We start from the raw sequence: 19,633 nt of genomic DNA, 5'->3' as shown, positions 1-19,633 counted from the left end.
ACCATGACAACGGAAATTAAATTACCATTTGATCAATCATATCTTTCTTCTTTTTCAAAAGATATGAATGAACCTTCTTGGTTAACGGAGTTACGCTTATCGGCTTTAGAACAAGCTGAAGCACTGCCAATGCCAAGACCGGATAAAACAAATATTAAAAACTGGAACTTCACTCAATTCGATAAGCATATTGTTAGCAGTGAAGACTTTAAAGATGTTAATGACTTACCTGAACAAGTTCAAGCATTAATAGATTTAGAAAAAAATAAAACACTTTATATCCAAAGAAATAACCGTCCAACTTTCTTAGCTGTTTCAAATGAAGTGAAGGAAAGTGGAGTAATCTTTACAGATATTTTTACAGCAGCTAGAGAATACAGTGATTTACTACAAAAGTATTTCATGAAAGATGCTGTTAAAGTGGATGAGCATAAATTAACAGCGTTACACGCAGCACTTTTAAATGGTGGAGTATTCCTATATGTACCGAAAAATGTAGAAGTACAAGAGCCAATTCAATCAATTTTCTTACATGATGATAAAGAAACGAATCTCTTTAACCATGTAATAGTAGTTGCAGAAGATAATAGCTCTGTTGTTTATGTAGAAAACTATATTTCAACAGTTGACCCTGATCATGCTGTATTTAACATTGTTACAGAAGTAATTGCAAATAATGGTGCTAAAGTACAATATGGTGCAGTAGATAACCTAGCTCATGGAATTACAACATATGTTAACCGTCGTGGTATTGCAGGTCGTGATGCGAAAATTGAATGGGCATTAGGATTTATGAACGATGGTAATACTATTTCTGAAAATATAACAAATCTAATGGGCGACGGCTCATACGGTGATACGAAATCCGTTGTAGTTGGTCGTGGGGACCAAAAGCAAAACTTTACAACAAGTATCGTTCATTTTGGTAAAGCTTCAGAAGGTTACATCTTAAAACATGGCGTTATGAAAGATAGTGCCTCTTCAATTTTCAATGGTATCGGTAAAATTGAACATGGTGCAACAAAAGCTAATGCAGAGCAAGAATCTCGTGTATTAATGCTTAGCGAAAAAGCGCGTGGAGATGCAAATCCAATTCTTTTAATTGATGAAGATGATGTAACAGCTGGACACGCGGCTTCTGTAGGTAGAGTAGATCCTCTACAATTATACTATTTAATGAGTCGTGGTATTCCAAAACAAGAAGCAGAAAGATTAGTTATTCATGGATTCTTGGCACCAGTTGTTGAGCAATTGCCAATCGAAGGAGTTAAGAAGCAACTAGTTGAGGTAATTGAAAGGAAAGTAAGATAATGGATAGTAAACAGCTTCGTTCTTACTTTCCTATTTTAAATCAAGAAGTCAATGGTCATCCATTGGTATACCTTGATAGTGCTGCAACTTCTCAGAAACCTATACAAGTAATTGAAACGTTAGAAAAGTACTATAAAGAGTATAATTCCAATGTTCATCGTGGTGTTCATACACTTGGAACAAAAGCTACTGACGCTTATGAGGGATCAAGAGAAAAAGTAAGAAAATTTATTTCCGCTACATCTATAGAGGAGATAATTTTTACAAGAGGAACAACTACTGCTCTAAATACAGTGGCCCAAAGCTATGCTATGGAACATGTAAAGGAGGGGGACGAAATTGTCATCTCTCCAATGGAGCATCATAGTAATATTATTCCTTGGCAACAGGTTGCTAAAAGAACAGGTGCTACCCTAAAGTATCTTCCATTACAGGAGGATGGTACTATTTCTTTAGCTGATGTGGAGACAACCGTCACACCACAGACAAAAGTTGTTTCTGTAACATATGTTTCCAATGTTCTAGGAGTTATTAACCCGATTAAGGAAATAGCTTCTATTGCTCATAAGAATGGAGCGGTTATGGTAGTAGATGCTGCTCAAGGCGCACCACATGTGAAAATAGATGTACAGGATTTGGATTGTGATTTCCTTGCTTTCTCTGGTCACAAGATGTGTGGTCCTACAGGTATTGGGGTATTATATGGTAAGAAACAGTTACTTGAAAAAATGGAGCCAATTGAATTTGGCGGCGAAATGATAGATTTTGTTGGTTTATATGAGTCTACTTGGAAAGAGCTTCCTTGGAAATTTGAAGCTGGTACTCCTATTATTGCAGGTGCAATTGGACTTGGAGCTGCTATAGATTTTCTAGAGGAAATTGGCCTTGATCAAATAACTGATCATGAACATAGATTAGCAGCTTATGCTATGGAGAAAATGTCTACTGTTAATGGTTTAACGATTTACGGGCCTCAAAATGCGGAGAACCGTGCTGGTGTTATTACCTTTAATATAGATGATGTTCATCCACATGATGTTGCAACGGTTTTAGATGCAGAAGGAATTGCGGTTCGAGCAGGACATCACTGTGCGCAACCATTAATGAAATGGCTAAATGTTTCTGCGACAGCTAGAGCAAGTTTTTACCTCTATAATTCAGAAGAGGATATTGATAAACTTGTGAGTGGGATTGTCAAAACAAAGGAGTATTTTAGCGATGTCTTTTAATAATTTAGATGCACTTTATCGAAGTGTCATAATGGATCATTATAAAAACCCACGAAATAAAGGGGTTTTAGAAGGTAATTTAACGATAAACATGAATAATCCAACATGTGGTGATCGTATATTACTTACCATGCAAGTAGAAGATGGTGTAGTTGTTGATACAAAATTTGATGGAGAAGGCTGTTCTATTAGCATGTCTTCTGCATCTATGATGACACAAGCTATTAAAGGAAAGTCAGTAGAAGAGGCATTAAAGCTATCTCAGACCTTTTCAGAAATGATTCAGGGTAAGGATTACGCTGACGATTTGGATTTAGGAGATATTGAAGCACTACAAGGTGTGAATAAATTTCCGGCAAGAATTAAATGTGCAACCCTTGCATGGAAGGCAATGGAAAAGGGAGTTAATGAAGGACTAGATTCTTAGTAACCTTAAGTTGCATATAGAATGGAGGAAAACGAAATGGCAAAAAAAATGCCCGATATTGGGGATTATAAATATGGATTTTCAGATAAAGACGTTTCTATCTTTCGTTCTAAGCGTGGATTAACGAAAGAAATCGTGGAAGAAATTTCTAAAATGAAGGAAGAGCCACAGTGGATGCTTGATTTCCGTTTGAAATCATTAGAGCATTTTTACAAAATGCCAATGCCACAATGGGGCGGAGATCTTAATTCATTAAACTTTGATGAAATTACTTACTATGTAAAGCCATCAGAGAAAACGGAGCGTTCATGGGATGAAGTTCCTGAAGAAATTAAACAAACTTTTGATAAGCTTGGAATTCCAGAGGCAGAACAGAAATATTTAGCTGGTGTATCTGCACAATATGAATCAGAAGTTGTTTATCACAACATGCAAGAAGATCTTGAAAAAATGGGAATTGTATTTAAAGATACAGATTCTGCATTAAAAGAAAACGAAGATATCTTCCGTGAACATTTTGCAACTGTTATCCCACCAACTGATAATAAATTTTCTGCATTAAACTCTGCAGTATGGTCTGGTGGATCTTTCATCTATGTTCCAAAAGGAATCAAAGTAGATACTCCTTTACAAGCATATTTCCGTATTAATTCGGAAAATATGGGACAATTCGAAAGAACGTTAATTATTGTAGACGAAGGTGCAAGTGTACACTATGTTGAAGGTTGTACTGCTCCAGTATATACCACTAATTCTTTACACAGTGCGGTAGTTGAAATCATCATTAAAAAAGATGCATATTGCCGTTATACAACGATTCAAAACTGGGCAAATAACGTTTACAACCTTGTTACAAAACGCGCTGTATGTGATGCGAATGCTACAATGGAATGGATTGATGGTAACATCGGTTCTAAATTAACAATGAAATACCCTGCTGTTATCCTTAAAGGAGAAGGTGCAAGAGGAATGACTCTTTCTATTGCTCTTGCAGGTAAAGGACAACATCAGGATGCTGGTGCGAAAATGATTCATTTAGCTCCAAACACATCATCTACTATTGTTTCGAAGTCTATCTCTAAACAAGGTGGTAAAGTAACATACCGTGGTATCGTTCATTTCGGACGTAAAGCAGATGGTGCACGTGCTAATATTGAATGTGATACATTAATTATGGATAATTCATCAACATCTGATACAATTCCATACAATGAAATTCTTAATGATAACATTTCCTTAGAGCATGAAGCAAAAGTTTCTAAAGTATCAGAAGAGCAACTATTCTACTTAATGAGTAGAGGTATCTCTGAAGAAGAAGCTACAGAAATGATCGTTATGGGCTTCATCGAGCCGTTTACAAAAGAATTACCAATGGAATATGCAGTAGAAATGAACCGTCTAATCAAGTTTGAGATGGAAGGTTCTATTGGTTAATAATAATTCAAACCCCTTTTATAGGGGTTTTTGTTGTTTTAATAGGGGGTTTGTAGGTATCTTAATAAACCTAAAAGATTATGTCCATTTTCCTATTAATTTTTCTCAATTAGGTATTCAAGGGGATAGTATTCCAGTTTTCTTCTGTATTTCTTTTTCTTAGTTATTTATGTTGGTTATGATATGATATGGAGTATAGAAATTTATAGGATTTTATTACACAAATATCTAAAATATGAGCATCACTGTACTGTTTTAAGAGGTGGATTTATTGATTCGAATTGGATTAACTGGCTGGGGAGATCATGACAGTCTTTATGTAAAAAATACCTCTCCTCCAAATAAATTAATTGATTATGCTGGATATTTTCCAGTAGTGGAAGTGGATGCTTCTTTCTATGCTATCCAACCGCAAAGGAATGCTGAAAATTGGGTAAAAAAAACACCTGATTCTTTTCAATTTATTGTAAAGGCATATCAAGGAATGACCGGACATAATAGAGGAGATATTCCCTTTTCATCAATTGACGAAATGTTTGGTGCATTTATTGACTCTTTAGAACCTTATAGAAAAGCAAATAAATTAGCTATGGTATTATTTCAATTTCCTCCTTGGTTTGATTGTAAAAAGGAAAATGTTCAGTATTTAAGAGCATGTAAAAAGAAGATGAAGGATATTCCATGTGCCCTTGAATTCAGACATCAATCTTGGTTTGATGAAAAGTTCCGAGAAAATACCCTGAATTTTATGCAGGAAGAAAATTGGATACATAGCATTTGTGATGAACCACAAGTTATGCCTGGATCTGTTCCAACTGTATTGGAGCCAATTGGAAACCAAGTACTAATCAGACTCCATGGAAGAAACTATTATGGCTGGCAACAAAGCAATAATCCAAAATGGAGAGAAGTTCGGTATTTATATCGTTATAACACAGTGGAGTTAGAAGAATGGGCAGATAACATTCATAATCTGCAGAAGAAATGTCCTCAAGTTTATGTCCTATTCAATAATAATTCTGGTGGAGATGCAGCAGATAATGCAAAACACCTATTAAACATGCTTCATATTGAATATGATGATCTAGCTCCAAGACAGTTAGATTTATTCTAATCTAGCATTAAAGATAAAATCACGGTAAGGAAGGCGAGAAAATGGAAGTCATCCATCTATATCATACAAACGATTTACATAGCCATTTTGAGAACTGGCCGAGGATTTTTGAGTTTTTGCAAGAACGCAGAAAATGGCATGAAGAAGTCGGTGAAGAGATATATCTATTTGATATCGGTGATCATGTTGATTTATCCCACCCATACACTGAAGCAACAAAAGGAAAGATTAATACTGATTTATTAGAAAAAGGGCAATATGATGCTGTAACGATTGGGAATAATGAAGGGATTACGCTTCCATATGAGGCTTTAGATCACTTATATAGTGATGCATCCTTTGATATCCTTGTAGCTAATTTATATAAGAAGAATGGAGAGAGGCCCGCTTGGTGTAAGCCTTATCAAATGTATGAAACAAAGATGGGAACAAAGATCGGTGTTATTGGTGTTACGGCTTTTTTTCAGAAACTATATGAATTACTCGGGTGGAATTTGTCAGATCCCTTGGAAGCCTTACAAGAGCAAGTGAAAATTCTGCGTAACGAGGCAGACATTATTGTTTTACTTTCTCATCTAGGTATAAACGATGATGAATGGATTGCAAATAACATACCAGATATTGATATTATTTTAGGTGCACATACTCATCATGTTTTCCATGAAGGAAAAGTAATAGGAAATTCCCTGCAAGGTGCAGCTGGAAAATTTGGTTACTATGTAGGACATGTTGAAATAGAAGTAGATGATAAGTCTAAAAGACTTATTCAAAAGAAAGCAAGATTATATGATAGTAGTGATTTGCCTGAAGCGAGCCATGAAAAAACGATCATTGAGAACTTGTATCTTCAAGGCAGAAAGGCTTTATCTGAAAAGGCATTAACTAACGATCAAGATATTTCCTCCAGTAGATTGGCAAGTATGCTATGTGAAACTTTAATAACATGGTGTCATTCAGACTGTGCCATTATAAATGAGGGTCTAATCCTTGATAATCTATCTAAAGGTGATGTTACTTCCTTTGATTTATTATCTATTTGTCCTCATCCTATTAATCCTTGTAATGTTACACTAACAGGTGCCGAATTAAAAGAAGTACTTCTTGATATGCAAAGTGAAAAATGGAAAGAATTACAGGTTAAAGGCCTTGGATTTCGAGGAACAGTAATGGGGAAAATTATATCACAAGGAATTACTCATAAAAAAGTTGGAGAACAAGATAAATATTTCATACAGCTCGAAGAATTACTGGCGGAAAAAGAGTATGTTGTAACAGTACCAGACATGTTTACATTCGGTAATTTCTTTCCATCCATTTATAGAGCAGAAAATAAGCAGTATTTTTTACCAGAATTTATGCGGAATATTCTTTTAGAGGCCTTAAAAAAGGGAGTAAATGTATAATTCATTCTAGCTTTATTAAAATAGATAGGTAATAACACGGTTCCTCTCTCTTCTGAATATAGTGAATAGGAAGAGAGGAGTGAGTACTACATTATGATGGAAGTTTATCCTATTGAAATCGAAGGGCATACTTTTATTGCAATTAGTGTACAATTACCAAAGACAAACTTACTTGTTGTAAAAAGTGATAAAGGGTATATTATGTGCGGAGCATTAGATGTAGCATTATTAAATGAAAAGTTGAAGGATCGTAAAATAATAGCAGGAAGAGCAGTCGGAGTTAAAACCATTCCACAACTTTTAGATGCACCATTAGAATCTGTTACATTAGAAGCAGAGAATATGGGTATATTTAAAGGTATGGTTGGTAAAGAAGCATTAGTGCGAATGATATAAAATAAAGCAAAATAGTGGTGTAAGCCGTTTTAATAAAAGAGTAGATAGGGTGTTTTTATTGAAACGGCTTATTTTTTTTAAATTCTTTTATAGGTATAAAGAAACAGGGGGAAAAATCCTGTATAATAAAACCCATACATAACATAATAGGAGTCCATAATTGCATGAGATTAGTTGGTACAAGAAATATTAAAGAAAATGCAGTCTTAGCCAAACCTATTTACAACGAACGGGGAAAGGTCTTAGTAAATAGTGGAGTAAAATTGGATCAAAAATTGATTAAGAGATTATTGGATTTTGGTATATCCTATGTTTATTTAGAAGATAAAAAGACAAAGGATATAAAAGTAAATCAGGCGATCTCCGATCAACTACACTTGGAAGCAATGAATACAATTGAACAAAGCTTCCAAAAGTTGAAAAATTCGGATTCTTCCTCTATTTTATTGATTATGGAGAAAAGTACTCCATCATTTAAAAAGTTAATTGGAAGAGTATTAGAAGAATTAAAGAATCATACAGAGCTGTTTTCACTAATGTCAGATGTTTATTTATATGACAATTATATTTTTTCTCACAGTTTAAATGTAACCATCTATTCACTAGCATTAGGATTAGAGCTAAAACTCTCTCCTAATCAGCTAGAAGTTTTAGGTTTAGGTGCTATCATGCATGATGTAGGAAAAATGGGTGTACCCCTTGAGATTTTAATGAAACCAGGGAAGCTGACAGAAGAGGAATATGAGGTAATTAAAACACATGCAGAAGCTGGTTTTGAAATGCTAAGAAAAGTGGATGCTATGCCTTTATTAGTAGCACATTGTGCTTATCAACACCATGAAAGATTAAATGGATCTGGCTATCCTAGAGGAATAAAAGATGAAGAGATTCACCTGTTTGGAAAGATAATTGCAGTTGCTGATGTTTTTGATGCTATCACCTCAAATCGAGTGTATAAAGAGGCACTTTTACCGCATGAAGCTTTAGAAATACTATATACAGGCAGTGGACGTCTATATGATGCGAAAATTGTCGAGGCATTTAGGAAATCTATCGTACTTTACCCAAATGGACTTGGCGTAATATTAAGCAATGGGGAAAAAGGTGTAGTTTGTAGGCAAAATAAAGGGATGAATGAACGCCCAGTTATCCGTATATTAGAAAAGGATGAAGTGGAGATTACTCCTTATGATTTAGACTTAAGCGAACACCTATCTATCGTTATTGTTCAATGTGATACCATATTGAATCCTTAATAAAGTTAAGGTCTACATAGTCCTATTTTATAAAGGCAGGTTTTTTCATACTTGTTTTTGTTCAGCATCTAGACACTCGCTTCCTTCAGAGAACTGAAGGAAGCGAGTGTCTTAAGCAATTTTTCACTAAAAGCTTAATATCTAACAAAACAGACTTACTATCATGAATTCATTATTTTGAATTAGACTTTTCTTGTCTTTCCCATAAACGAAGATGTGCAAAAGGATCAAAAGACCATTCTGTAAATCCATTGTCTTTATACATACCATAGTGTAAGTGCGGAGGGAATTTCCCTGAAGTTCCTGGTGGTCCGTATCCTGAGCTTCCTACTCCACCAATGAGCATTCCTGGTTCAACAATAGAGCCAACACTTATATCCTTGGCAAACCCACTCAAATGGGCAAAATAATGGTAGTTATTATTAATGTCTCTAATGCCAATTCTCCAACCACCATACTCATTCCAGCCCTTCATTTCAATAATACCGAATGACGTTGCTCGTACAGGAACACCATAGTCGGCGAAAATATCTGTACCTTCATGAATTCTGCGACCACCCCAACCACGGGCATCTCCCCATGTACTACGATAACTGTGATTGCTACTAAGTGGCACAGGGAATGCATGTTTATCTAAATCTAGTGTGCCAAACTGATTATATATTTTTGCTTTACCCATGATGATACTTACGGTTTTATCACGCTTATAATATTCCCATAAACCTATCTTAAAATTATCTTCATCGATTCCATACTCTACAATATATTGAGAAAACGCATTTAAAACATCTTCATCGTTAAGTCTGTCTGCTTCTCCATCTCCATTTCCATCCACCCCTATTCCACTGAAAAGAGAAATGGATAACGGGTTGGTATCATCCTGGTTTGGATTAAGAATTCCGGCCCATTTTTCCTTTGTTATATAAATACCTGTAAATCCTGTTGTTTTTGGGAGATCTTTTCTAGATGCACGAATATTTCTTTCATACTGATCAACAGCTGCTATATAGTACCATGGAATTTGATAAATAGTTTCCATCTTCTTATATAGCTCCATTCTCTTCGTATAAGGATTTTCCTCCTCTTGATTTGTGGAAGCATGTATATCTATACACGGATAACTCAAGAGAAAGACGAATAACAATAATATAGCTTTGCGCAAAAGAGTACCCTCCCTTCGTTGATATTGTCTTTATATTTTGTGAGAAATAGTGAAAAAAATAATTATCAATTAATGGTAATCTGTAAACAATAGCTTGTAGCACTATGTTCAGTATGTTAAAGTGACTAGGATAGAAAATCCGCTTACATTCTGTGTATAACCTACAATTATTCTTTGACTAGAGCTGTTATACAATAAAGAAGAAGTGGGCAACTTAGAGGTACTTATGAAGAACAAAGGATGAGTCTGTTAACGGATAGGGAGATGATGGAAATGTCAGAGAAAAAGGAATACTTACGTAAACCAGAGTGGTTAAAAATTAAGTTAAATACAAATGAAAACTATACGGGCTTAAAAGAAATGATGAAGGAGAAAAAGCTACATACTGTATGTGAAGAAGCAAAGTGTCCTAATATTCATGAGTGTTGGGCTGTAAGAAGAACAGCAACATTTATGATATTAGGTGATATTTGTACGAGAGCTTGCCGTTTTTGTGCAGTAAAAACAGGACTACCTACAGAACTAGATTGGCAAGAACCTGAAAGGGTTGCTGATTCAGTAGTTTCCATGAATTTAAAGCATGTAGTTATAACAGCTGTTGCTAGAGATGATTTAAAAGATGGCGGTGCAGCAGTATTTGCAGAAACAGTTCGTGCTATTCGCAAAAAGAACCCATTCACAGGTATAGAAGTGCTTCCATCAGATATGGGAGGCATAGAGGAAAACCTACGTACTTTAATGGATGCTAAGCCTGATATACTAAATCATAATATAGAAACAGTAGAACGATTAACTCCAAGAGTTCGTGCTAGAGCGAAATATGACCGATCTTTAGAATTTTTAAGAAGAGCGAAAGAGATGTATCCAGAAATTCCTACAAAATCTAGTTTAATGATTGGATTAGGAGAAACAAAAGAGGAAATTATCGCAACAATGGATGATTTAAGGGCTAACCATGTTGATATTATGACAATAGGACAATATTTACAACCTACTGTAAAGCATCTTAAAGTTCAAAAATACTATCACCCAGATGAATTTAAAGAGCTTAAGAAAATAGCATTAAGTAAAGGATTCAGTCATTGTGAAGCAGGCCCTCTTGTGCGATCATCTTATCATGCGGACGAACAGGTAAATGAAGCTAAAAAAAATCAACAGCTTTCAGAGCATGCAAAAGAAGCATAATGAAAAGATAGCACTTCTAGAAGCTAGGCATCAACCTAACTTTAGAAGTGTTTTTTTGTCTAGCTCTTCCTGATTGATTATTTAGTAATTATCACAGAAATTACATTTTTATAGGAATATTTTAATTGTTAAGCTTTGTAAATAAGCATTATGCGGTTATAATGAAGAAGAAGATAGTTATATAAGCATTATTTATATGAACGATTATTTACACATAAATAGGAATATTGACTTATCTGTAGTTTGAATATTCTATACTTATAAGAACAATGAGGTGATACTTTGGTTTGTATAAATAATCATTGTTATGAACTAATAGAGGAGCGAAATTCTGGCTTTAACGAAGAAGCGTTTCGAAATAGATATAGTGATATTTTAAATAAATATGATTATATTGTAGGAGATTGGGGTTATGGACAACTTAGATTACGAGGTTTTTTTGAAGACCAGAATCAAAAGGCGAGTTTTGATACAAAGATAAGTACATTAACAGAGTATTTATACGAGTATTGTAATTTCGGTTGTGCTTATTTTGTTGTAAAAAGAGTAAGTAAATAACATTACTTCTTAATTCCTTCTTTTATATTTTTATTAAAGCTCCTAACAGCATGGTGAAATAATAATTCAAATAATGGAGCAAACAAATTAATAAAAAGGGTATGAGAAAGGTTAGATTAATTTGAGAATTAATTTAATTTTATATATGAAAAATCGAGATTACTCTGGCTTTTTGAGAGGAATGAAGTTATGAATTATCAACTAAACTTATATTCAAAAGTAGTTAATTGGAGTAAATTGTTTTTACCAGCAAAAACTATTAAGTATTTTCCACCCAATTTTGTCCTAAGAGATTCTATCGTTAAGGGCGTGGGGAATGCTTTGAAATCTGGTATGGAAGTTGTAGTTGTAGTATTTGATATCCATAACTTAATGGGCATTAAGCAACAGTTAGAGGAAGAAGAATACATAAATTTTATTAAAGTACTAAAAAAATCATTTCGAGATACGTTAAGAACTAATTTAACAGAAGATGAGCTAATCGCTATTCATGACTATAATCCAACTGGGATTACGATGTTTATTAAATTGTCCTCTGAAACAGATTGTATTAAAGAAACAGATTCTATTATAAGAGATACTATACATAATATGGAAAAAATATTCAGCGAAGAATCAGTTTGTACGCCTATATTTAATGTAGGCTATATGTTTATAGAGAAAAAGTATGACATGTTAATAGAGGCAGTGCATACTGCACAGGAATTAGCACTTTCTATGGCTAAGAAAAAAGAAGACACTGAATTCAATAAACTGGTATATGCATTAAGCGAAATTGTTGCAAAAAAAGATATCAATTTACTTGCTCAACCTATTATGGATGTAGAGACAAATAAAATTCATGCGTGTGAAATGCTTACTAGAGGACCAAAAGGGACTGCGCTCGAAAGTCCACTACGTCTCTTCTCTATAGCTAGACAAACAAAATTTTTATATGATCTTGAGATGATTGTTCTTGAAAAGGCTTATGAACAAATCCAACTTACGAAATGGCAACACAGTATTTTTATTAATTTTACACCTGTTACGATAGGAAATCCTAGATTTATAAAGGATATAAAAAAAGTAATAAAAAAATATAATGAAATTCCTCCTAAAAAAATTACGATAGAAGTAACAGAAAGAGATTCTTTTGAAGATTTAGAGTACTTTAGCGCAAATCTTAAGGTATTAAGAGTGCTTGGATTTCGTATTGCTGTTGATGATACTGGGGCTGGGTATGCAAGTCTAAATTCCATTAGTGAAATAATGCCAGATATTATTAAGATTGATCGGTCTGTTATTCAGAACATTGATAAAAACTCAGTAAAAGAATCCATGCTAAAGGGGCTATTACTAATTGCTAAAGAGGTAGGATCTGTTGTAGTTGCAGAAGGGATTGAAAGTGCAGAAGAGGCATCCATACTTTCTAAAAATAAGGTGGATTTAGCTCAAGGATATTTCTATGCACGTCCAACAAATCTTAGTGAGCATTTACAAATTTCATAATAATAGAAGGGAGTAGATTAGGTATATGTACTTCGTTGATCGATTAAAGTTAGAGGAACAACTACACTATCTTAACAATCTTATACTTCTATTTGAAAAAAAGACGGAATGGCGAACTGAGATAGAAAAACTGTCGTTAGAACGAATCACACATATGATTATAGAAGTAATATTAGATATTGGGAACAGTATGATAGATGGATTTATCATGAGAGATCCAGGAAGTTATGAAGATATCATAGATATATTAACAGATGAAAAAGTAATTAATGATGAAGTGGCTCATGATTTAAAAGAAATCATTCTATGGAGAAAATCCTTAGTGCACGAATATACAGCTATTAATCACTTGGAATTACAAAGAGTTTTTAAAGATAAGATTAGCTCTATAAAAGAATTTAATCCTTCTGTTTCAGGATATTTATTAAATGAATTAGGGCCGGTCTCTGCATTTAAGAATTAAGGAAAGCTAATTTTTAGAGAAACTAGCAAGGGGGAAAATTTGCTTAGAAGGGATTAGGATATGAAAAACTATAAAGGTTATCTGATTGATTTGGATGGAACCATGTATCGAGGTACAGAAGTTATTCAAGAAGCAGCAGATTTTATTAAACAGCTGATAAAAAAGGATATTTCTTACTTATATGTAACAAATAACTCAACAAAGACACCAGAACAGGTCGCAGAAAAACTTACAGAGTTTGGCATTCCTGCAAAGGCAGAACAAGTTTTTACTTCAGCGATGGCTTCAGCTAACTATATTGCTGAGCAAAATCAACATGCTGATGTATTAATGATCGGAGAGCAAGGTTTACTTAGCGCTTTAAATCAAAAAAAATTATCCATCAAACAGGATTCTGTTGAAGTAGATTATGTAGTGGTAGGATTAGATCAACAAATCACTTATGAGAAGTTAGCGAATGCATGCCTTGCTATACGAAATGGTGCATCCTATATTATTACAAATGGAGATACTGCATTGCCAACAGAAAGAGGGTTACTTCCAGGAAATGGAGCCCTTTCCTCTGTTATTACAGTATCAACCAAAAAAGAGCCGTTAGTAGTCGGAAAACCTGAATCTATTATTGTGGAACAAGCCATTAAATTGTTAGGATTGTCTAAAAAAGACATATTAATGGTAGGCGACAATTATCATACAGATATCATGGCAGGAATTAATGCAGAAATAGATACTTTGTTAGTACATACAGGTGTTACATTAAAAGAAGATTTATTAGCTTATTCCATCCAACCCACTTATACGGTAGATAGTTTAGTGGAATGGAAGCTGAACTAAGAAGCAAAAGGGCGTTCAACTAGCGATGCTTAGTTAAACGCTCTTTTCATTTAAATTATGTTTATTATTCTTCGCCTTTTGCACGATGAGCCAACCTACTAGATGCAGCAGCAGCAATTGCTCCTACTATGTCATCTAAGAAAGTATGACACTCTCCGGAATTTTTATCATTTAATTTTTGTAATATTCCTGGTTTTAACTTATCTACATAACCATAATTGGTAAAACCTATAGAACCATATACATTTACAATAGAGAAGGCCAGCACCTCATCGACACCATATAATCCCTCATCTTTTTCCACAATTTCTTGTAAAGGAGATGCAAGCTGTTTCTTTTCAGCTAATATATCTAATTGAATTCCTGTAATGATAGCATTTTGAACTTCTCTTTTTGATAAAACACGTTCAACATTATGAATACAATCAGACATTTTTAAGTCTGTATGATATTTTTCTTGTAATAGAAAAACAAGATCCGCAATATCTTGAATTTGTACTCCTCGTTCATGTAACCATTTTCTAGCGGTTTGTTCTGTTGTTTTCATTAATGACATGAACTTCACCTTTTCTCTATTTATTCACTATGTATTCACAGTGTTTACTATTATATGCTCTCTATTCTTGTATATGTTCCTAGAATAATTATTTCCAGAAAATGAATGGAACATAATTATATAATGTAACAAGATTTTACCAGTTGACACATATACTTCTTAACAACGAAAGATTTGGTTAAGGAGGAAGAGAATGATAAAAAATATTCTAACAAGTCTTTATGGAATTAATGTCGAAGAGGAAACAAGAATTGATCAATATGAAGCATGTGTAACAGAAGGGAAGCTGTATACATTAATACCTGTTTCCCAAATAGAGGATGATACAATCAACGAATTAGAACAAATTGCTAGCCATATTTACCAAACGGGAGATTATACCGTAAGTACTTTTTTAGAGGCAAAAGAAGGTGGCATACTTACAGAACTAGAAGATCAGCGTTTTTGTGTTTTAGCCAATGAGCGTTTAAAAGTATTTCATTCAAGGCAATTGGGTAAGAAGCTTGGGAAATTCCATTATAGAGGTCGGGCTGTTCCATTTGGGGTACAAAAAATTAGTTTAATGGGACAATGGAAAGGTTTATGGGAACAGAGAATAGATCAGATGGAATCGTACTGGAATGGAATGTTATATAAACAGCCAGAAAGTGACTTTGACCGATTATTTCTAGAATCGTTTCCTTATTATATGGGTATGGCGGAAAATGCTATACAGTATTTAGTTGATACAGAATTAGACGATGAACCTAATGCAGTAGATAGCGGTACTATTTGTTATAATCGTTTTACAAAGAACACATGGGCTAAAGATTATTATATCAAGAACCCTTTTGATTGGATATTTGATCATTGTGGAAGAGATTTGGCAGAATGGACAAGAGAGCGATATTTTAAAAACATTAAGACATATCACCGTGAAGTGAAAGTATTTTTCGATGACTATCAAAGTATAACACCACTAAGTTCCTTTTCCTGGAGACTAATCTACTCAAGACTTCTTTTCCCTATTCATTATGTAGAATGTGTAGAGAATTACTACTCTGCGACAAACGAAGCAGATCGTCTATTTCATGAAGACCGTCTAAAAAAGATGTTAAATCAATCAGCGGATTTAGAAGAATTCTTAAATCAATTTTATAACTCAGCTGAAGTTCCAGTGAAGAAATTAAAAATCCCTACAGTATCTTGGCTCTGAATAGTTATTCCTGAATGATGAAATGGATAAATGACTACTAGCTCAAAAATACAGGTTATTACCTGTGTTTTTGAGTTTTTCTATTGAAAGAAAATGGTTACGTTTCTATGGAGTTATATGGTATTATCTAAAAAAGTAGAAAAATGTATAAATTCAGAAATAAGCCTTTGGGATTTTATATCTTAGCATTATAATAGGGATAATATGATGATTTTTAAACAAGTTGTGCAAATCACCTCTTGTAAAAATACAGAACAAACACTATAATGTCTACTATACAAAGACAGTTGTATTTATTACAAGAACACCTTAGGGGGAAAAAGATGAACACAATCTCAATTGGATTACTCGGTTTAGGAACGGTTGGCTCTGGTGTTGTAAAAATAATTGAAAATCATCAAGATAAAATTATGCACCAGGTTGGGTGTCCAGTAAAAGTAAAGACTATACTAGTAAAGAATGTACACAAAGAAAGAGATGTAAATGTCTCAGATATTCAATTAACGACTAATCCTGAGGACATTTTAAATGATGCAGATATAGATGTTGTGATTGAAGTAATGGGCGGTATTGAAGAAACGAAAGATATATTAATAAAAGCTTTACAGAACAAAAAACAAGTGGTAACAGCTAATAAAGACTTAATGGCTGTTTATGGCGCAAAGCTATTGCAAACAGCAGCTCAAAATAACTGTGATTTGTTTTATGAAGCAAGTGTCGCAGGAGGTATACCAATCCTTAGAGGTTTAGTAGATGGATTAGCATCTGATCGGATAATTAAGCTAATGGGAATTGTTAATGGTACAACAAACTTTATTTTGACAAAGATGAGTCAACAAGGAAGATCATATGAAGATGTCTTACTAGAAGCTCAAGAGTTAGGGTTTGCTGAAAGTGACCCAACTTCTGATGTGGAAGGATTGGATGCAGCTAGAAAAATGACTATTTTAGCTACCCTCGGTTTCTCTATGAATATTAGTTTAGATGATGTGAAGGTACAGGGAATCTCGAATGTTACGGATGAAGATATCCAATATGGTAAGCAGCTTGGATATACGATGAAATTAATAGGAATTGCGCAAAGACAAGATGAAAAAGTAGAGGTTAGTGTTCAACCTACATTCCTTGTTGATACTCATCCTCTTGCTTCTGTTCATAATGAATATAATGCTGTGTATGTATACGGTGAGGCAGTAGGAGAGACAATGTTCTATGGACCAGGAGCTGGGAGTTTGCCAACTGCAACTGCTGTTGTATCCGATTTAGTGAATGTTTTAAAAAATATGAGATTAGGAGTTAATGGAAAAGGTACGGTAACTCCTCAGTTTAAGAAGAAATTAAAAGAACCAGATCAAATGTTTTCAAAATACTTCTTACGTTTACAAGTAGTCGATGAAGTTGGTGTTTTTGCAGAAATTACTTCCATATTCTCACAGCATGGTGTAAGCTTCGAGAAAATTCTTCAATTACCAGTGAAGGAAAAAGGTCTTGCTGAAATTGTAGTAGTAACTCATCATGCTTCCTTGTTAAACTATGAAAATATATTATTAAAGCTAAGAGATTTAGGTTCTGTAAAAGAAGTAAAAAGCTCATATCGTGTAGAGGGAGGAACAAAGTAATGAGATGGAGAGGTCTATTAGAAGAATATAAGGAATATTTACCAATAAATGATACAACACCTATGTTAACGTTAAATGAGGGAAATACTCCTTTAATCAAGCTAGATACATTATCGAAAGAATGGGGAGTAGAGCTTTACGTAAAAACGGAAGGCACTAATCCAACGGGTTCTTTTAAAGATAGAGGCATGGTAATGGCTGTTGCTAAAGCAAAAGAAGAAGGCAATTCAACTGTAATATGTGCTTCTACTGGAAATACTTCTGCAGCAGCTGCTGCATATGCAACAAGAGCTGGAATGCGCTGTATTGTTGTTATTCCAGAAGGGAAAATTGCGATGGGGAAATTGGCACAAGCAGTAATGTATGGAGCAGAAATTATTGCTATTGAAGGGAATTTTGACCAGGCACTGCAAATGGTTAGAAAAATAAGTGAAACAGAGCCAGTTGCTCTCGTTAACTCTGTAAATCCATACCGTCTAGAAGGACAAAAAACCGCGGCTTTTGAAATTTGTGATCAATTAGGTGAAGCTCCAGATATTTTAGCGATTCCAGTTGGAAATGCAGGAAATATTAGTGCATATTGGAAAGGATTTAAAGAATATAATGAGGCAAAACAAACTGGGTTACCTAAAATTCATGGTTTTGAAGCAGCAGGAGCAGCTGCGATCGTTCATAATCGAGTATTTGAAAATCCGGAAACAATTGCAACTGCTATTAGAATCGGTAATCCTGCAAGTTGGAAATTAGCAGTTCAAGCTCAAGAAGAGTCTGAAGGCATTATTGATGAGGTAACAGATGAAGAAATTATTGCTGCATATCGAACAATTGCAGCTAAAGAAGGAGTATTTGCAGAGCCAGGATCATGTGCATCTATTGCAGGATTATATAAACATATTCAAAATGGTAAAATCCCTAAAGGAAGCAAAGTAGTTGCTATCCTAACAGGTAATGGACTTAAAGATCCTAATACTGCTATTGATGTTAGTCCAATAAAACCAATTGTTCTTCCGAATAAAGAAGAAGCTGTTGCAGAGCATATTAGAGGAGTCGTTCATCAATGAGCGAAGGGGCTATGTTAACAATTAAAGTCCCAGCAAGCTCGGCCAATATTGGTCCAGGTTTTGATAGTATAGGATTGGCACTGAATTTATATTTGACACTAGAAGTCACACCTTCTGAGAAGTGGGAAGTAATTCCTTTAACGGAAGAACTTTCCTTATTCCCAAGGGATGAGAGTAATTTTATCATTGAAACAGCGATAGAAGTGGCTAAACAGTATTCTAAAGTACTTTCTCCTTGTAAGGTGAAAGTGACAAGTGAAATTCCTTTAGCTAGAGGTCTAGGATCTAGTGCATCTGCCATTGTAGCAGGGATTGAATTAGCTGACCAAGTAGGAGAGTTTCAACTTTCAAAGAAAGAAAAATTTCTCATTGCTTCTAAAATGGAAGGACACCCAGATAATGTAGGCGCGAGTATCTATGGTGGTCTAATCATTGGCTGTCAATCAGAGGATGCAGTAGATGTAGAAGTCATACATTCTATGGAATTAGATCTTATCGCAGTAGTTCCGAAAGAAGAACTATTAACGAAGGCTGCTAGAAATGTATTACCAAGTACCTTGTCTTTTCAAGATGCGGTAGAAGCAAGTGCCATTTCGAATGTATTGGTATCTTCTTTGGTAACTGGTAATTATGAATTAGCCGGTAAGATGATGCAAAAGGACAAGTTTCATCAACCATATAGAAAACAGTTAGTACCACACTTAGAAACAATAGAACGAGCTTCTACTTCTCTTGGTGCTTTTGGAGCAGCGTTAAGCGGTGCTGGTCCGACCGTTTTATTATTCACAAATAAAGGGAATGTGGATACAATAATAGCTGAGTTAACTAAGCTATTACCAGAGATGATGTATTTACCTTTACAAATAGACAAAACGGGATCTGTTTGTATGGGTTCTGTGTCCATAGGTATAAAATAAAAACGAAGAGGCTATCCTCTTCGTT

At 34.4% G+C, this 19,633-nt stretch carries 19 protein-coding genes; 17 read left to right on the top strand and 2 right to left on the bottom strand.

The window, feature by feature from the left end:
- The first annotated feature begins 3 nt into the window (after positions 1 to 3).
- The 8 genes from sufD to F9279_RS17770 all read left to right on the top strand — a co-directional run bounded on the left by sufD (position 4) and on the right by F9279_RS17770 (position 8,570).
- Complete coding sequence (gene sufD / locus F9279_RS17805) at positions 4 to 1,311, top strand: Fe-S cluster assembly protein SufD (protein WP_152115464.1); 1,308 nt, start codon at positions 4 to 6, stop codon at positions 1,309 to 1,311.
- A complete protein-coding gene (locus tag F9279_RS17800; protein WP_152115462.1) occupies positions 1,311 to 2,540 on the top strand; it encodes a cysteine desulfurase in 1,230 nt (409 codons plus the stop codon). The genes sufD and F9279_RS17800 overlap by 1 nt, the downstream gene beginning before the upstream one ends.
- Positions 2,530 to 2,967 carry a Fe-S cluster assembly sulfur transfer protein SufU gene (gene sufU / locus F9279_RS17795; protein ID WP_152115460.1) on the top strand — a complete coding sequence of 146 codons (438 nt, stop codon included), beginning with the start codon at positions 2,530 to 2,532 and terminating at the stop codon, positions 2,965 to 2,967. The genes F9279_RS17800 and sufU overlap by 11 nt, the downstream gene beginning before the upstream one ends.
- Positions 2,968 to 3,003: 36 nt before the next feature.
- Positions 3,004 to 4,401 carry a Fe-S cluster assembly protein SufB gene (gene sufB, locus F9279_RS17790; RefSeq protein WP_152115458.1) on the top strand — a complete coding sequence of 466 codons (1,398 nt, stop codon included), beginning with the start codon at positions 3,004 to 3,006 and terminating at the stop codon, positions 4,399 to 4,401.
- A gap of 271 nt (positions 4,402 to 4,672) precedes the next feature.
- Positions 4,673 to 5,515, top strand: coding sequence for a DUF72 domain-containing protein (locus F9279_RS17785; protein WP_152115456.1), 843 nt, complete (start codon positions 4,673 to 4,675; stop codon positions 5,513 to 5,515).
- A 41-nt stretch (positions 5,516 to 5,556) separates the two neighbouring features.
- A complete protein-coding gene (locus F9279_RS17780; RefSeq protein WP_152115454.1) occupies positions 5,557 to 6,918 on the top strand; it encodes a bifunctional metallophosphatase/5'-nucleotidase in 1,362 nt (453 codons plus the stop codon).
- A 93-nt stretch (positions 6,919 to 7,011) separates the two neighbouring features.
- Positions 7,012 to 7,314 (top strand): YunC family protein, encoded by a 303-nt coding sequence (locus F9279_RS17775; protein ID WP_152115452.1) that lies wholly within the window; start codon positions 7,012 to 7,014, stop codon positions 7,312 to 7,314.
- 164 nt (positions 7,315 to 7,478) lie between these two features.
- Complete coding sequence (locus F9279_RS17770) at positions 7,479 to 8,570, top strand: HD-GYP domain-containing protein (protein WP_152115450.1); 1,092 nt, start codon at positions 7,479 to 7,481, stop codon at positions 8,568 to 8,570.
- 172 nt (positions 8,571 to 8,742) lie between these two features.
- Here F9279_RS17770 and F9279_RS17765 read toward each other — a convergent pair whose 3' ends face one another.
- Complete coding sequence (locus F9279_RS17765; protein ID WP_413463224.1) at positions 8,743 to 9,681, bottom strand: M23 family metallopeptidase; 939 nt, start codon at positions 9,679 to 9,681, stop codon at positions 8,743 to 8,745.
- A gap of 324 nt (positions 9,682 to 10,005) precedes the next feature.
- On the opposite strand from F9279_RS17765, the gene lipA reads away from it, so the two are divergent.
- The 5 genes from lipA to F9279_RS17740 all read left to right on the top strand — a co-directional run bounded on the left by lipA (position 10,006) and on the right by F9279_RS17740 (position 14,260).
- Positions 10,006 to 10,917, top strand: a complete 912-nt coding sequence (lipA, locus tag F9279_RS17760) for a lipoyl synthase (protein ID WP_152115448.1) — start codon at positions 10,006 to 10,008, stop codon at positions 10,915 to 10,917.
- A gap of 282 nt (positions 10,918 to 11,199) precedes the next feature.
- Entirely contained in the window at positions 11,200 to 11,475 is a 276-nt protein-coding gene (locus F9279_RS17755) for a YutD family protein (RefSeq protein WP_152115446.1), read from the top strand.
- Between the two features lie 189 nt (positions 11,476 to 11,664).
- Entirely contained in the window at positions 11,665 to 12,963 is a 1,299-nt protein-coding gene (locus tag F9279_RS17750; protein WP_152115445.1) for an EAL domain-containing protein, read from the top strand.
- 25 nt (positions 12,964 to 12,988) lie between these two features.
- Entirely contained in the window at positions 12,989 to 13,426 is a 438-nt protein-coding gene (locus F9279_RS17745; protein WP_152115443.1) for a DUF86 domain-containing protein, read from the top strand.
- A 60-nt stretch (positions 13,427 to 13,486) separates the two neighbouring features.
- The gene (locus F9279_RS17740) at positions 13,487 to 14,260 is read left to right on the top strand and encodes a TIGR01457 family HAD-type hydrolase (protein WP_152115441.1); all 774 of its coding nucleotides are present in this window, start codon (positions 13,487 to 13,489) and stop codon (positions 14,258 to 14,260) included.
- 64 nt (positions 14,261 to 14,324) lie between these two features.
- Here the strand turns inward: F9279_RS17740 and F9279_RS17735 are convergent, their stop codons facing one another.
- Positions 14,325 to 14,816, bottom strand: a complete 492-nt coding sequence (locus F9279_RS17735; protein ID WP_152115439.1) for a phosphatidylglycerophosphatase A — start codon at positions 14,814 to 14,816, stop codon at positions 14,325 to 14,327.
- A gap of 193 nt (positions 14,817 to 15,009) precedes the next feature.
- Between F9279_RS17735 and yutH the strand changes: the two genes are divergently transcribed.
- From yutH to thrB, 4 genes are all read left to right on the top strand, one after another.
- Positions 15,010 to 16,011 (top strand): spore coat putative kinase YutH, encoded by a 1,002-nt coding sequence (yutH, locus tag F9279_RS17730; RefSeq protein WP_152115437.1) that lies wholly within the window; start codon positions 15,010 to 15,012, stop codon positions 16,009 to 16,011.
- A gap of 323 nt (positions 16,012 to 16,334) precedes the next feature.
- Positions 16,335 to 17,630: a homoserine dehydrogenase gene (locus tag F9279_RS17725; protein ID WP_152115435.1), complete on the top strand. Its 1,296-nt coding sequence runs from the start codon at positions 16,335 to 16,337 to the stop codon at positions 17,628 to 17,630.
- Positions 17,630 to 18,691, top strand: coding sequence for a threonine synthase (gene thrC / locus F9279_RS17720; RefSeq protein ID WP_152115433.1), 1,062 nt, complete (start codon positions 17,630 to 17,632; stop codon positions 18,689 to 18,691). Before F9279_RS17725 ends, thrC begins: the two co-directional genes overlap by 1 nt.
- Complete coding sequence (gene thrB, locus F9279_RS17715) at positions 18,688 to 19,608, top strand: homoserine kinase (protein WP_152115431.1); 921 nt, start codon at positions 18,688 to 18,690, stop codon at positions 19,606 to 19,608. The genes thrC and thrB overlap by 4 nt, the downstream gene beginning before the upstream one ends.
- Positions 19,609 to 19,633 lie beyond the last annotated feature (25 nt).

This window comes from Bacillus sp. B1-b2, assembly GCF_009183415.1.
Taxonomy (GTDB): Bacteria; Bacillota; Bacilli; order Bacillales; family Cytobacillaceae; genus Niallia.
Note: the sequence above shows the minus strand (reverse complement) of the source record. Positions and strands in the feature narration are given on the sequence as shown.

Excerpts from the sequence above, each read along its gene's own strand:
- sufD (WP_152115464.1), top strand. The coding sequence starts at position 4 with ATGACAACGGAAATTAAATTACCATTTGATCAATCATATCTTTCTTCT.
- F9279_RS17800 (WP_152115462.1), top strand. The coding sequence starts at position 1,311 with ATGGATAGTAAACAGCTTCGTTCTTACTTTCCTATTTTAAATCAAGAA.
- sufU (WP_152115460.1), top strand. The coding sequence starts at position 2,530 with ATGTCTTTTAATAATTTAGATGCACTTTATCGAAGTGTCATAATGGAT.
- sufB (WP_152115458.1), top strand. The coding sequence starts at position 3,004 with ATGGCAAAAAAAATGCCCGATATTGGGGATTATAAATATGGATTTTCA.
- F9279_RS17780 (WP_152115454.1), top strand. The coding sequence starts at position 5,557 with ATGGAAGTCATCCATCTATATCATACAAACGATTTACATAGCCATTTT.
- F9279_RS17775 (WP_152115452.1), top strand. The coding sequence starts at position 7,012 with ATGATGGAAGTTTATCCTATTGAAATCGAAGGGCATACTTTTATTGCA.
- F9279_RS17770 (WP_152115450.1), top strand. The coding sequence starts at position 7,479 with ATGAGATTAGTTGGTACAAGAAATATTAAAGAAAATGCAGTCTTAGCC.
- lipA (WP_152115448.1), top strand. The coding sequence starts at position 10,006 with ATGTCAGAGAAAAAGGAATACTTACGTAAACCAGAGTGGTTAAAAATT.
- F9279_RS17750 (WP_152115445.1), top strand. The coding sequence starts at position 11,665 with ATGAATTATCAACTAAACTTATATTCAAAAGTAGTTAATTGGAGTAAA.
- F9279_RS17745 (WP_152115443.1), top strand. The coding sequence starts at position 12,989 with ATGTACTTCGTTGATCGATTAAAGTTAGAGGAACAACTACACTATCTT.
- F9279_RS17740 (WP_152115441.1), top strand. The coding sequence starts at position 13,487 with ATGAAAAACTATAAAGGTTATCTGATTGATTTGGATGGAACCATGTAT.
- F9279_RS17735 (WP_152115439.1), bottom strand. The coding sequence starts at position 14,816 with ATGTCATTAATGAAAACAACAGAACAAACCGCTAGAAAATGGTTACAT.
- yutH (WP_152115437.1), top strand. The coding sequence starts at position 15,010 with ATGATAAAAAATATTCTAACAAGTCTTTATGGAATTAATGTCGAAGAG.
- F9279_RS17725 (WP_152115435.1), top strand. The coding sequence starts at position 16,335 with ATGAACACAATCTCAATTGGATTACTCGGTTTAGGAACGGTTGGCTCT.
- thrC (WP_152115433.1), top strand. The coding sequence starts at position 17,630 with ATGAGATGGAGAGGTCTATTAGAAGAATATAAGGAATATTTACCAATA.
- thrB (WP_152115431.1), top strand. The coding sequence starts at position 18,688 with ATGAGCGAAGGGGCTATGTTAACAATTAAAGTCCCAGCAAGCTCGGCC.